14 protein-coding genes are annotated in these 12,968 nt (G+C 70.4%); 7 read left to right on the forward strand and 7 right to left on the reverse strand.

Translation table 11 applies throughout. From position 1 onward, the window contains the following. Positions 1–2: 2 nt before the first annotated feature. Together HCA58_RS10380 and HCA58_RS10385 are read right to left on the reverse strand one after the other, a co-directional pair. The gene (locus HCA58_RS10380; RefSeq protein ID WP_169597688.1) at positions 3–1,415 is read right to left on the reverse strand and encodes an NADP-dependent succinic semialdehyde dehydrogenase; all 1,413 of its coding nucleotides are present in this window, start codon (positions 1,413–1,415) and stop codon (positions 3–5) included. A 14-nt stretch (positions 1,416–1,429) separates the two neighbouring features. Continuing rightward, a complete protein-coding gene (locus tag HCA58_RS10385) occupies positions 1,430–1,693 on the reverse strand; it encodes a DUF6343 family protein (protein WP_169597569.1) in 264 nt (87 codons plus the stop codon). Between the two features lie 197 nt (positions 1,694–1,890). Here HCA58_RS10385 and HCA58_RS10390 point away from each other — a divergent pair, with 197 nt between their 5' ends. Together HCA58_RS10390 and HCA58_RS10395 are read left to right on the forward strand one after the other, a co-directional pair. Next, a complete protein-coding gene (locus tag HCA58_RS10390) occupies positions 1,891–2,514 on the forward strand; it encodes an antibiotic biosynthesis monooxygenase (protein ID WP_169597570.1) in 624 nt (207 codons plus the stop codon). Positions 2,515–2,629: 115 nt separating this feature from the next. Next, positions 2,630–3,481, forward strand: a complete 852-nt coding sequence (locus HCA58_RS10395; protein WP_169597571.1) for a GDSL-type esterase/lipase family protein — start codon at positions 2,630–2,632, stop codon at positions 3,479–3,481. On the opposite strand, the gene HCA58_RS10400 is transcribed toward HCA58_RS10395, so the two are convergent. Then, complete coding sequence (locus tag HCA58_RS10400; RefSeq protein WP_169597572.1) at positions 3,469–4,230, reverse strand: EcsC family protein; 762 nt, start codon at positions 4,228–4,230, stop codon at positions 3,469–3,471. The genes HCA58_RS10395 and HCA58_RS10400 overlap by 13 nt on opposite strands. A 192-nt stretch (positions 4,231–4,422) precedes the next feature. Here HCA58_RS10400 and HCA58_RS10405 point away from each other — a divergent pair, with 192 nt between their 5' ends. The 3 genes from HCA58_RS10405 to HCA58_RS10415 all read left to right on the forward strand — a co-directional run bounded on the left by HCA58_RS10405 (position 4,423) and on the right by HCA58_RS10415 (position 6,564). Continuing rightward, a complete protein-coding gene (locus HCA58_RS10405; RefSeq protein WP_169597573.1) occupies positions 4,423–5,340 on the forward strand; it encodes a PAC2 family protein in 918 nt (305 codons plus the stop codon). A 101-nt stretch (positions 5,341–5,441) separates the two neighbouring features. Next, complete coding sequence (locus HCA58_RS10410) at positions 5,442–6,248, forward strand: exodeoxyribonuclease III (protein ID WP_169597574.1); 807 nt, start codon at positions 5,442–5,444, stop codon at positions 6,246–6,248. 4 nt (positions 6,249–6,252) lie between these two features. Beyond that, positions 6,253–6,564, forward strand: a complete 312-nt coding sequence (locus tag HCA58_RS10415; RefSeq protein ID WP_169597575.1) for an antibiotic biosynthesis monooxygenase — start codon at positions 6,253–6,255, stop codon at positions 6,562–6,564. 120 nt (positions 6,565–6,684) lie between these two features. Here the strand turns inward: HCA58_RS10415 and HCA58_RS10420 are convergent, their stop codons facing one another. Next, complete coding sequence (locus HCA58_RS10420; RefSeq protein ID WP_169597576.1) at positions 6,685–7,473, reverse strand: class F sortase; 789 nt, start codon at positions 7,471–7,473, stop codon at positions 6,685–6,687. Positions 7,474–7,480: 7 nt separating this feature from the next. Further along, positions 7,481–8,083 carry a hypothetical protein gene (locus tag HCA58_RS10425; protein ID WP_346775945.1) on the reverse strand — a complete coding sequence of 201 codons (603 nt, stop codon included), beginning with the start codon at positions 8,081–8,083 and terminating at the stop codon, positions 7,481–7,483. Positions 8,084–8,302: 219 nt separating this feature from the next. Between HCA58_RS10425 and trmB the strand changes: the two genes are divergently transcribed. Both trmB and HCA58_RS10435 read left to right on the forward strand, forming a co-directional pair. Beyond that, positions 8,303–8,926, forward strand: a complete 624-nt coding sequence (gene trmB, locus HCA58_RS10430) for a tRNA (guanosine(46)-N7)-methyltransferase TrmB (RefSeq protein ID WP_240955976.1) — start codon at positions 8,303–8,305, stop codon at positions 8,924–8,926. A gap of 125 nt (positions 8,927–9,051) precedes the next feature. Further along, the gene (locus tag HCA58_RS10435) at positions 9,052–11,556 is read left to right on the forward strand and encodes a DEAD/DEAH box helicase (protein WP_169597579.1); all 2,505 of its coding nucleotides are present in this window, start codon (positions 9,052–9,054) and stop codon (positions 11,554–11,556) included. Between the two features lie 134 nt (positions 11,557–11,690). On the opposite strand, the gene HCA58_RS10440 is transcribed toward HCA58_RS10435, so the two are convergent. Together HCA58_RS10440 and HCA58_RS23485 are read right to left on the reverse strand one after the other, a co-directional pair. After that, positions 11,691–12,233 carry a GNAT family N-acetyltransferase gene (locus HCA58_RS10440; protein ID WP_169597689.1) on the reverse strand — a complete coding sequence of 181 codons (543 nt, stop codon included), beginning with the start codon at positions 12,231–12,233 and terminating at the stop codon, positions 11,691–11,693. A 68-nt stretch (positions 12,234–12,301) separates the two neighbouring features. Continuing rightward, entirely contained in the window at positions 12,302–12,967 is a 666-nt protein-coding gene (locus HCA58_RS23485) for an HAD family hydrolase (protein ID WP_240955931.1), read from the reverse strand. Position 12,968: the final 1 nt, after the last annotated feature.

The raw sequence follows: 12,968 nt of genomic DNA on the forward strand, positions 1-12,968 counted from the left end.
GACTACTCGGAGTGGGCGCCGGCACCGACGCCGGCCGTACCCTCACCGACCCAGACCGTCTTGATGTTGCAGAACTCGCGCATGCCCTGGGCGGAGAGTTCCCGGCCGTAGCCGGAGTTCTTCACCCCGCCGAACGGCAGCTCGGGGTAGGACGTGGTCATCCCGTTGACGAAGACCGCCCCGGCGTCCAGGTCGGCGGCGAACCGCTGCTGTTCCTCCGGGTCGCGGGTCCAGGCGTTGGAGCCGAGCCCGAAGGCGGTCCCGTTGGCCAACTCGATCGCCTCCTCGTACGACGCGGCCCGGTACAACCCGGCCACCGGGCCGAACACCTCCTCCGACCACATGCGCATGCCCGGGTCGAGGTCCGTCACCACCGTCGGTGGGTAGAACCAGCCTGCCCCGGTCGGCTTCTCCCCGCCGCAGAGCACGGTGGCCCCCTTGTCGACCGCGTCACGCACCTGCGCGTCGATCTCGTTGCGGCCCCGCTCGGAGGCCAGCGGTCCGACGTCGGTGTCGTCGTCCATCGGGTCGCCGAGCCGCAGGGCCGCCATCCGGTGTGCGAACGCCTCGGCGAAGGCGTCGTAGACGTCGTTGTGCACGATGAAACGCTTGGCCGCGATGCAGGACTGGCCGTTGTTCTGGCAGCGGGCCGTGGCGGCCACCTGGGCCGCCAGTTCCACATCGGCGGAAGGCATCACCACGAACGGGTCACTGCCGCCCAGTTCCAGCACGGTCTTCTTCAACTCCCGACCGGCGATCTGCGCGATCGAGCGGCCAGCGACCTCACTACCGGTCAACGTGGCGGCTCGTACCCGGGGGTCGCTCAGGATCCGGTCCACCGCCTCGGAGCCGACCAGCAACGTGGTGAAGGCGCCCTCGGGGAAGCCGGCTCGCCGGAACAGGCCCTCGAGCAGCAGCGCGGTCTGCGGAACGTTGGACGCGTGCTTGAGCAGGCCGGTGTTGCCGGCCATCAGGGCCGGTGCGGCGAAGCGCAGCACCTGCCAGAGGGGAAAGTTCCACGGCATGACCGCCAGCACCGGCCCGATCGGTTGGTAGCGGACGAACGCCCGGGTCGCCGCGACCGCTGCGGCGTCGGCCGGCTCGTCGGCGAGGAACCCGGCCGCCCGGTCGGCGTAGAAGCGGCAGGCGGTGGCGCACTTGGTGACCTCGGCCTTGGCGGCGGCGAGCGTCTTGCCCATCTCGGTGGTCATCAACCGGGCCGTCTCGTCCCGCTCCGCCTCCAGCAGGTCGGCCGCCGCGGTCAGCCACCGCCCACGCTGCTCGATCGTGGTGCCGCGCAGCTGCCGGTACGCCAGGTGGGTCCGCTCGATCGCATCGTCGACCTGTTCGTCGGACATCGCCTCGTACGTCTTGAGCACCTGGCCGTTGACCGGATTGGTGGTGGCGATGGTCATCATGGCTTCTCCCGTCACTCGAAGAGTGAGTGCCGCGCTCCGGGTTCCTCCCGGCGGCGGGCGGCGCGACGACGTTGGATGATGATCAGGTCGACGACGGCGATCAACGCGAGGACGGCGCAGACGACGCCCAACCAGGCCACGTCGGCACGAAACGCCAACACCGCGAAAACGGTCATGGTGACGAGCCCGAAGCTGGCCAGCGCCAGCCGCAGGTTCAACGCGCTGTACGCGTGACCGACCGTGCCGCGGGCGCGCCGGGGTTGTGATCTCGTCATCACCTCCACCTACCCCGCCCCGCCAGAGGTAAGCGTCACCCGGATGCTTTCCCCGCCCCGCCCGACCCACGTGCCCGACCAAACGGGACCCGGACCGTCGCCGAAGCTCCTGACGGCCACGTCGTCGCAGCGTGCGTTGCGTTACACCGGCCCGGCCGGACCCTGCCTTTCCCGGTGGCGGCGGGGACCATGGACGTATGACCGTGAGCCAGGCCGAGCCGGTGACCGTCGCCGTCGCCCGACGCACCGACCCTGCCCGTACCGACGAGATGGTGGCGTGGATGCGGGCCGGAACGGCGCTCGCCGAGGTGTTTCCGGGTTTCCTGGGCGCGGGTTGGGTTCGCCGTGCCCCCGGATCCGGTGAATGGCACATGCTCTACCGTTTCGCCGACCCGGACACTTTGCGTCGCTGGGAGGAATCGCCGCAGCGGCACTGGTGGTTGACGTCGGCGCAGGGCATCGTCGAGCACACCCATGTCGAGCGGCGGACCGGAATCGAGGGGTGGTTCGACCCACCGCGAGCGACGAGCGTCGAGCCGCTCGACGCCGAGCCGGCCGTGTCACCGTCGCCGCCACGCTGGAAGCAGGCGGTGACGATCTGGCTGGCGTTCTTCCCGCTCAGTCTGACCGCCACGCTGCTGACCGGCCAGTTCCTGCCGGGGCTGCCGACTGCGGCGCGGGTGCTGGTCATGACGTTGACCCTGACCCCGCTGATGACCTATCTGGTCCTCCCCCGGATCACCGGGGCGTTGCACTGGTGGCTGCACGGCCGGCCAGCCCCGTGGCGTACGCAGCACGCGCCCCGACGGCCGCGTTCTTAGCACGATGTCCGGAGAGTCGACAGGGCACTGCCGCATCCCCGACAGCGCGTGACCTGCCGACCTCACCCGCGTAGAGTCACCGTGCTGTCGCTCTGCGCTGTGAGGCTAGGACATCATGCCTGGACGCTGGACCACCGCCGCCGTATGCCTGCTCGCACTCGTCGCGTTGGCCTGTGAAGCGGGTGGGGACGCGGCACCGCGCCCTTCGGGTGGCACGACCCAGCCCGGGTCACCCCGCGTCGTCGCCGCCCTCGGCGACTCGATCACCACGGGCTTCGGTTCCTGTCTTTTCCTCAACTCGTGCCAGCGCAACTCCTGGTCCACGGGGGACGGGCTGCGGGTCGACAGCCACTACCGGCGGCTGCTCGACCGGAACCCGGGGCTGCGCGGGAAGGCGCACAACCACGCGCGGGCGGGGGCCCGTGCCACGGCGCTGGCCGGTCAGGCGGAAGCGGCGGTACGCGACCGCGCCGACTATGTGACGGTGCTGGTGGGCGCCAACGACGCCTGCCGCGCAACGATCGACGCGATGACCCCGGTGGCCGACTTCCGGGCCGAGGTCAACCGAGGGTTGCGGGTGCTGCGGGAGGGGCGGCCGAAAGCCCGGGTTCTGGTCGTCAGCATCCCTGACCTGTACCGGCTCTGGGAGGTCGGCCACGACGAGCCCCGGGCGGTGCGCGCCTGGCGGCGGGGTGTGTGTCCGGCGCTGCTGGCCGATGCCACGTCGACCGCTCCGGCCGACCGTAGCCGCCGCGCGGCTTTCCGGGAGCGCATCACCGCCTACAACAGTCAGCTGAGAGCGGCCTGCCGGGCCTACGGTTCCCGCTGCCGCTACGACGGCGGCGCCGCGCACCAGGTCCGCTTCGATCTGGATCTGGTCAACCGGCTGGACTACTTCCACCCCAACACCGCCGGTCAGTCCCGCCTTGCCGAAGTGACCTGGCGCTCCGCCGGCTACGCCGACTGACCACCCATGTCGTCGGGGCGACGGGGCGACGGGATCCGGGGGGTGGCGTGCTTCCGGTAGAGCACCCGGGAACGCTCGGCCAGCTTCTTGGTAGCCGACGAGTTCGCCCAGGTGCCGAGGATGATCGCCGCTGCGGGGACCGCTTTGGCGAAGAGCCGTTTCGCCGCGCGTACCCCGGCCATCTGGGCCAGCCTGACCCCGAGGTGCAGCATCACCCGGCCCAGCTGTCCCTGCCCACCACCGCCGAACAGCGCGCCCGCCCGCTCGCGTCCGGCCGCCACCCCCAGCGCCACTCGGGCGCTCGCCGCGACCTTGTGCACCCTCTGCAGCACCAGCAGGTCGGTGGCGCGGTCGGGATGCGTCGGGTCGGCACCGTAGGCGGCGGCGACGTGCAGGACCATACGGGACTGGGTCCAGGCCAGCACGCCGACGTCGATCACCGCACCGGGCAGTCCGGCGACACCGGAGACCGCGCCGGAGAGCCGAGCCTGATTGACGAACCGGCGTACCGCCTGCTCCGCGAGGGTCTCGGCGCTGATCCCGGGTTGCTCGGCCCGGACCCGCTGCGCCCACTGCGCCGCCTCGGGGCCGAGCCGACGCACCGCCTCGAGCGCAAGGTGTTCGGGAGCGTACTGCGGGTCCTGGCGCATCCGGTCCCAGAGGGTGGCCGGCGGCGCCTCGACGACCCGGCCGCCCGGCGGCGGGACGGGGGCGACGGGTCGGCCCTCTGCGGGTACGGGGTCACTCATCACCTCTCCTTTCGGTGGCGCCCATCCATGTGTACCCCGCGGCAGCAACGGGGTACCGCCGGGCGTCGGGACGGTGACGCCGGGCCGGGCGGACCGACGCGACAGGAATGCACAAGGATGGCGGGTACGTTCTGGCGATCGGGGTGCCGTCAATCCGGTGGCCCGCTACGCACCTGCAGGGAGGCCGCACCGGTGCTCGACCCACACGAGCTCTACGAACTCACCGACGATCTGCCCGACCTCGGTCAGCCGGTACTGATCCAGACGCTCACCGGCTTCGTCGACGCCGGCAACGCGAGCCGACTCGCCCGCGAGCAGCTGCTGACATCGCTGGAGTCCCGCCCGATCGCCCGGTTCGACCTGGACCAGCTCTTCGACTACCGTTCCCGCCGCCCGATGATGACCTTCGTCGAGGACCACTGGGAGAGTTACGACGCCCCGGAGTTGGGGCTGCACCTGCTCCACGACGACGACGAGACACCCTTCCTCCTGCTCACCGGGCCGGAGCCCGACCTGCAGTGGGAACGGTTCACCGCCGCTGTCACCGGGCTGGCCGCCCGGCTGGACGTACGGCTCACCGTCGGGCTCAACGCGATCCCGATGGCCGTGCCGCACACCCGGCCGACCGGCGTGACCGCGCACGCCACCCGGCGTGAGCTGATCGCCGGCTACGAACCGTGGTTGCAGCGGGTGCAGGTGCCCGGCAACGTTGGTCACCTGTTGGAGTTCCGCCTCGGCGAGGCCGGCCGCGACGCGCTGGGCTTCGCCGCGCACGTGCCGCACTACGTGGCACAGGCCGAGTACCCGGCTGCCGCCGAGGTGCTGCTGGCGTCGGTGTCCCGCAGCACCGGGCTGCTCCTGCCCCGCGACGGGCTGCGTTCCGCCGCCGAAGTGGTACGGGTGGAGATCGACCGGCAGGTCGCCCAGAGCGATGAGGCCACCACCCTGGTCCAGGCCCTCGAGGAACAGTTCGACGCGTACGCCCGGGGCCGGGGGGAGAAGAACCTGCTCGCCACGGAGAACGGTCCGCTGCCCACGGCCGAGGAGCTCGGCGCCGAGTTGGAACGGTTCCTCGCCGAGCAGTCCCGCCCGAACAACGACACTCCCTGATCCGCGGGAAGGGCGGCGTTCGGCCCGGCACCGGTTCACTGGCCGCTGACGGGCAGCGTGCCTACCGCGCGGGTCGATGCCGGATGGGGCAGGCTGGCATCATGCGCCTGGCGACGTGGAACGTGAACTCGGTGAAGGCCCGCCTGCCCCGGCTGCTCGACTGGCTGGCCGGCACCGAGCCGGACGTGGTCTGCCTGCAGGAGACCAAGTGTCCAGACGGCGCCTTTCCGGCCGCGGAAGTGGGCGAGCTGGGTTACACGGTGGCCAGTCACAGCGACGGCCGGTGGAACGGGGTCGCCATTCTGTCCCGGGCCGGGCTCGCCGACGTCACCGTCGGGTTCCCCGGCGAGCCCGGCTTCCCCGCACCGGAGGCCCGGGCGATCTCGGCCACCTGCGGCGGGCTGCGGGTCTGGTCGGTGTACGTACCGAACGGCCGCGCGCCCGACGACCCCCACTATGCGTACAAGTTGGCCTGGTTGGCGGCGCTGCGGGACGTGCTCGACGCCGAACTGGCCAACCCGACGCCGCTCGCTGTCTGTGGGGACTTCAACGTGGCACCCGCCGACGACGACGTGTGGGATCCGACGCTGTTCGTCAACTCCACCCACGTCACGCCGCCCGAACGGGCCGCACTTGCGGCACTGCGCGATCTCGGTCTCACCGATGTGGTGCCCACGGCGATGAAGGGGCCGCACCCGTTCACCTACTGGGACTACCGGGCTGGCATGTTCCACCAGAACAAGGGCATGCGCATCGACCTGGTGTACGCTTCGGCCCCGCTGGCCCGCGCTGTCCGGTCGGCGTACGTGGACCGGGAGGCCCGCAAGGGTAAGGGCCCCTCCGACCACGCTCCCGTCGTCGTCGACTTCGAACCGCGGCCCGCGCCCGCTCCCACCCGGCTAGGGTGAGGCCATGCCAGTCGTGAAGATCAACGCGATCGAGGTTCCGCCCGGTGGCGGCGAGGAGTTGGAGAAGCGGTTCGCCGCCCGGGCCCGGGCGGTGGAGAATTCCCCCGGCTTCCTCGGCTTCGAACTGCTGCGCCCGGTGGCCGGCGACGACCGCTACTTCGTCTACACCCGGTGGGAGACCGAGCAGGCGTACCAGGACTGGGCCGCCGGTCCGGCCCGCGCCGCGCACGCCGCCCCGCCCGGCGCCGAGCAGCGGCCACCGGTCGCCACGGGTGCGACCCTCCTGGAGTTCGAGGTCGTACAGCGGGTCCCCTGACGGGCTACCCGGTCACCACCTCACCGCCGTGTACGGCGCATCGGTCACGGGGGTGCCGGTGACTCCGGTCGGGCCGAGGTCCGTGCGGCCCGACCGGCATCCGCCTCAACGACCGGTCCGTCAGGAAGGGCGGGTCGTGGTGAGGCTGGCGAAGACGATGACGTTGTCGGCGTAGCCGGTGCCACCACCGAGCCACTCGCCACCGCAGGTGATCAGCCGCAGGCCCCTTGGTCCCTCGTGGCCGTAGACCCGGTCGGCCGGCAGGCGCTCCTTCGGGAAGTGTTCCACCGAGTCGACGGTGAAGACGGCCACCGAGTCGTCATCCCGAGCAACCTCGACGGTGTCGCCCACCTTCATTTTCCCCAGGTGGTAGAAGACCGACGGGCCACTCCTGGTGTCCACGTGCCCGACAATGACCGCCGGCCCCGGGTCTCCCGGCACCGGACCACGGTCGTACCACCCGGTTTCCTCGTGGCGGCTCAGCGGTGGCACGGCGATCGAGCCGTCGGGTGCGTCGCCGACCGGCCGTACCGACGCCGACACGTCGATCGACGGGATGGACAGGCTCACCGGCCTCGCCGCGGTACGTCCGGCGGGCACCGGCGCTCCGGTGGTGCGTTCACCACCGGCGACGGCGGTCCAGTCGAGTGGCCCGCCGACGGTGTGCCCGAGCCCGGCACCGGTGGCGAACACGCCGGCCAGTACGAGCAGCACCGCGAGCGGCAACGACCACGGGCTGCGCCCGGAGCGCACCGTTCGGGCTGCTCTTCCGGTGTTCCTGGGTGCGCGCCGCCGATCGGTGGACAGTGGCAGCGGGCCGGAGCGGCCGGCCGGCGGCACGAACAGGTCGGATTGGTGGCCGGGCCGGGGTGAGTTACCGGTCGGGCCGGGTGGGCGGGCGATCGTCATGGCCGGCTCACCGTGGGCTGCCGCGACGGCGGGTCGCGGTGATCCAGAGGACCATGCCGGTGACGGTCAGCGCCAGACCGCCGGGAAGCAGCAGATTGGCGGTGATGTCGCGGGCGCCGCCACCGAAGCCGGTTGCCGGCCCACGGCTGGGCTTCACCTGGCGTACCACCTGGATCATGGTGGAGGCGGTCTCGCCGCCCCGGCACTCCAGCTTGGCCCGGTAGTTGCCGGGAAGCACCCGTTCTTTGATCATGGCCGTACCGGTCAGCAACCCGCGCTGCGGCTGCACGGCGACCCGGCCGAACGCGTCCGAGACGACGATGGCGCCCACCGAGTTGTCGTGGCAGCTGGCCCGGAGCCCGACCAGGTGGCCCGGTTCCACCATGCTCGGCGATACCTCCACGAACACGGTCGGGCCCGGCTGCGACGAGGTATCCGGTGCGCCGGGCTGCCCCGTCGGTTGCCTGGCGAAGACCGGCGCGACGGCGCTCCGAACGGGTGACGCCCCGGCCGGCACCGCCGTCAGCGACAGGGTGAACAGGGCGAACACGAACAGCGGCGCGACGGTGCGCAGAGCAGCGGCGAATCGCGCCGCACGAGTGGCGGTCACTGTTGACACGCTGCCCCCTCCCGGTACGCCGGGCGGTCGCCGGGCACCCGGTACTGCCGTCTCCCGATGATGGTCCCACCACCGGGCGTACATCACATCCGGTCCGGCGGGGTGCTCGCGTAGGCTCGGTGAGTTGTGACCCCCACCGACCCGACTCCCGCCGTCGCCGCACCACGTGCGGCGCGGGCGATCCGTACCTACCACCCGCGTCGCGGCCGGATGAGCGGCCGGCAGGTGACGGCGCTCGAAGAACTCTGGCCGCGGTACGGGCTGCGCCTCGCCGACGTCGACCCGTTCGACCACGTCGCCCTGTTCGGCCGACGGGCACCCCTGGTGATCGAGATCGGATCCGGCATGGGCGACACGACCGCTCACATGGCCGCCGCCGACCCGGATCGAGATTATCTGGCGGTCGACGTGCACACCCCGGGAATCGCGAACCTGCTGGACCTGGTCCACCTTCGTGGGCTGGGCAATGTCCGGATCGTCGAGGGGGACGCGGTGGAGCTGATGGAACTGCTGCCGCCCGCGTCGCTGGACGCCGTGCATGTCTTCTTCCCGGATCCGTGGCCGAAGTCCCGTCACCACAAGCGACGGCTGATCCAGCCGACGCACGTGGCCAGGTTACGTTCCCGGTTGGCGGCCGGCGGCACGTTGCACTGCGCCACCGACTGGGCGGAGTACGCCGTGTCGATGCGAGCGACCCTGGACGCCGACCCGGGCCTGGTCAACGCGTACGACGGCTACGCGCCCCGGCCCGATCACCGGCCGGTGACCCGGTTCGAGCGGCGGGCGTTGCGTGCCGGCCGCCCGATCGCCGACCTGATCTACCGCCGCCGCTGAGCGGTAAGAAGGGCACCTCGCTGACACCTGGTGTGTGAAGGGCACTTCCCAACAGCTGAGCCCAGCGTCCGATCCGGCCGCCCGGTTGGCGTGCGGGCAGTTCGTCCAGGCACCATGGACCGGCCATGACACTCACCGCCGCGCTGCCGAAGACCGCTGACCCCGACACCCTCTACGACGCGTTCGCCAGTTGGGCGTCCGAGCGCGGCCTGAACCTCTATCCCCATCAGGACGAGGCGGTCATCGAGATCGTCTCCGGGGCCAACGTGATCATGAATACGCCGACCGGCTCGGGCAAGAGCCTGGTCGCCGTCGCCGCGCACTTCGCCGCGCTGGCCGACGACCGGACGACCTTCTACACCGCGCCGATCAAGGCGCTGGTGTCGGAGAAGTTCTTTGCGCTCTGCGAGGTCTTCGGCGCCGAGAACGTCGGCATGCTCACCGGCGACGCCAGCGTCAACGCCGACGCCCCGATCATCTGCTGCACCGCCGAGATCCTGGCCAACCTGGCGTTACGTGAGGGCGGCCGGGCCGACGTCGGCCAAGTGATCATGGATGAGTTCCACTTCTACGCCGAACCGGATCGGGGCTGGGCCTGGCAGGTGCCGCTGATCGAACTACCGCAGGCGCAGTTCGTGCTGATGTCAGCCACCCTCGGCGACACCACCCGGTTCGTCGACGACCTGACTCGACGTACCGGCCGGGCGACCGCCGTCGTCCGCTCGGCGGAGCGGCCGGTCCCGCTGCTCTTCTCGTACGCGACGACGCCGCTGCACGAGACCCTCGAAGAACTGCTGGAGACCAGGCAGGCCCCGGTGTACGTGGTGCACTTCACTCAGGCCGCCGCCCTGGAGCGCGCCCAGGCGCTGATGAGCGTGAACGTCTGCACCCGGGCCGAGAAGGACGCGATCGCGACTGCGATCGGCGGGTTCCGGTTCACCTCAGGTTTCGGCAGGACCCTGTCCCGGCTGGTCCGGCACGGCATCGGTGTACACCACGCCGGGATGCTGCCCAAGTACCGCCGGCTGGTGGAGACCCTCGCCCAGGCCGGACTGCTGAAGGTCATCTGTGGCACCGACACCCTCGGCGTCGGCATCAACGTGCCCATCCGCACGGTGCTGTTCACCGGGCTGTCCAAGTACGACGGCGTACGTACCCGACTGCTCAAGGCGCGGGAGTTCCACCAGATCGCCGGTCGGGCCGGACGCGCTGGTTTCGACACGATCGGCCGGGTCGTCGTGCAGGCACCCGAACACGTCATCGACAACGAGAAGGCCCTCGCCAAGGCCGGTGACGACCCGAAGAAGCGACGCAAGGTGGTACGCAAGAAGCCACCGGAGGGCTCCATCGGCTGGGGCAAGCCCACCTTCGACCGGCTGGTGGAGGCCGAACCGGAGCCGCTCACCTCCAGCTTCCAGGTCAGCCACTCGATGCTGCTCAACGTCATCGGCCGCCCCGGGGACGCGTTCGCGGCCATGCGGCACCTGCTGACCGACAACCACGAGGACGCCGCCGCTCAGCGCCGGCACATCCGCCGGGCTATCGCGATCTACCGGGCGTTGCGGGCCGGCGGGGTGGTCGAGGAGCTGCCCGAGCCGGACGAGACCGGGCGGCGGGTCCGCCTCACCGTCGACCTGCAACTCGACTTCGCGCTCAACCAGCCGCTGTCACCTCTGGCGCTGGCCACTATCGAGTTGCTGGACCGCGAGTCCCCGGCGTATGCCCTGGACGTGTTGTCGGTGATCGAGTCGATCCTCGACGACCCCCGCCAGGTGCTCTCCGCCCAGCAGTTCAAGGCCCGCGGCGAGGCGGTCGCCGCGATGAAGGCCGAGGGCATCGAGTACGAGGCCCGGCTGGAACTGCTCGACGAGGTGACCTGGCCCAAGCCCCTGGCCGAACTGCTCGACGACGCCTACGAGATGTACCGGCGGGGGCATCCCTGGGTGGTCGACCACCAGCTCTCCCCCAAGTCCGTGGTGCGGGACATGTACGAGCGGGCGATGACCTTCACGGAGTACGTGCAGTTCTACGGACTGTCCCGCTCGGAGGGACTGGTGCTGCGCTATCTCGCCGACGCGTACAAGACGTTGCGGCAGACAGTGCCGGAGGAGGCCAAGACCGAGGAACTGGTCGACCTCATCGAGTGGCTGGGTGAGTTGGTCCGCCAGGTCGACTCCAGCCTCATCGACGAGTGGGAACGGCTGCGCAACCCGACGGACCTGCCCGAAGTGGCCGCCGCTCTGGACGACCGGCCGGCTGCGGTGACCCGCAACCCGCGGGCGTTGCGGGTACTCGTGCGCAACGCCCTGTTCCGGCGGGTCGAGTTGGCCGCACTGCGGCAGTGGCACACGCTGGGCGAGTTGGACGCGGACTCCGGTTGGCCGGCCGACGCGTGGGCCGAGGCGCTGGAGCCCTACTTCGAGTCGTACGACGGCATCGGCACCGGCCCGGACGCCCGCGGCCCGGCGCTGCTGATGATCGAGCAGGGTCGGGAACGTTGGACGGTGCGGCAGATCCTGGACGATCCGGAGGGCGACCACGACTGGGGCATCAGCGCCGAGGTCGACCTGGCCGCCTCCGACGAGGCGGGCACTGCCGTCGTACGGGTCACCGACGTCGGTCAGCTCTGAAATTTCGTCGGAAGGGGCCGTCCGAGATGCCCCGGGCGGCCCTGTCGCGTCCAGTTCCAGGTTGCGGATGATCAAGGCACCGACCTGCGACTCGCAGAGTAGGTCCGGACGGCGTCGGGCGAGAGTGTCCGGGGCTACTTTGTGGTTCTGGTGCTTGGCAGTGTTTGCGGGGCTCTGCCGGGGTCGGACGTTCTGCTGGTGAGGATGTAGTGGCGCAGCTTGACGGGCCTGCCGTCGGGGTTGGTCCAGTCCGCGTCCGTGGTGTGGGTGTGCTGCCAGCCGGTGGCTTCGTAGAAGGCGACAGCTGCCGAGCGGTGTTCGTCCGTGACGTTCAGCGTGAGGTCGTATCCATGCTTAGCGGCCCAGGTTCGGACGTGGTCGATGAGTGCGCTGGCGAGTGAACGGCGGCGGGCGGCCGGGGCGACGAAGAGCCGGGAAAGTTCGACGTGGCGAGGGGGCATTTCGCTGTGTGGGCGTTGGACCGCGACGTGACCGTCGACGCCGCCCTGAGCCCCTTCGGCGATCCATGCTTGGAGCAACCGTGGTGGCTTGAGCCAGTTGTGCGGGTCTGCCGGCCAGTTCAGGGGGTATGCATCGGTTTCGTGTACTGCTTGCAAAGCTTGAATGCACTGGTCCAGGTCCGTTACTCGCCGGATCCTGATGGTTGGCCGTGACATCAGGGCATTATTCGCTGTCGTGGTCGGATGTCCGCCGGGTGTGTCGTGATCGGAGAGGGGTTGGCTGGTCATGCCGGTTGCGATGCGTGGAGGAGGATTTCGACGGCGTCCGCGACAGTCGCGACGGTGTTGTCGGGTGCTGGTTGGTCCTCCGGCCACAACGTCGACTCGCGTTGCAGCCAGATGGTGCGCAACCCGGCGAGGCGCCCGCCGGCGATGTCGAGGATCGGGTCGTCGCCGATCATCCAGCCGCCTTGCGCCAGTGATGTTCCGCAGCGCTGCGCGATGATGTCGAAGATCGCCGGTTCGGGTTTGCGGATGCCGACTTCGTCGGAGATGCACCAGCCGTCGACCAGCGTGTGAAGGCCAGCGCGGTGGATCTTGCCGTGTTGGTTGTCGGTCATGCCGTTGGTGACGATCCCGATCCGCCAGCCGGCGGCGCGCAGCAGGCGTAGCGCTTCCAGATCGTGTGAGCGGCAGGCAACCAGTTCCGGCATGCGTTGGCGGTACTGCTGCCAGAGTTCGTCGGCAGCTTGTTCGAGGCGAAAAGCCTCGCGGACGGCGTGGAAGAAGGGGCCTTTCGTGCCGGAGGTTCGGGCGTCGGTTTCCAGGAGCCAGGTCAAGGCGGCGTCGTCGAGGCGGTGGGTGATGACGAACTCCTGGGCCCATGCGCGGAAGGCCGCGCTGCGGTTGACGAGCGTGTTGTCCAGATCGAAGAGCGCCAGCCGCTGCATG

Origin of the sequence: Micromonospora sp. HNM0581, assembly GCF_012726175.1 — a bacterium.
Classification (GTDB): Bacteria; Actinomycetota; Actinomycetes; order Mycobacteriales; family Micromonosporaceae; genus Micromonospora.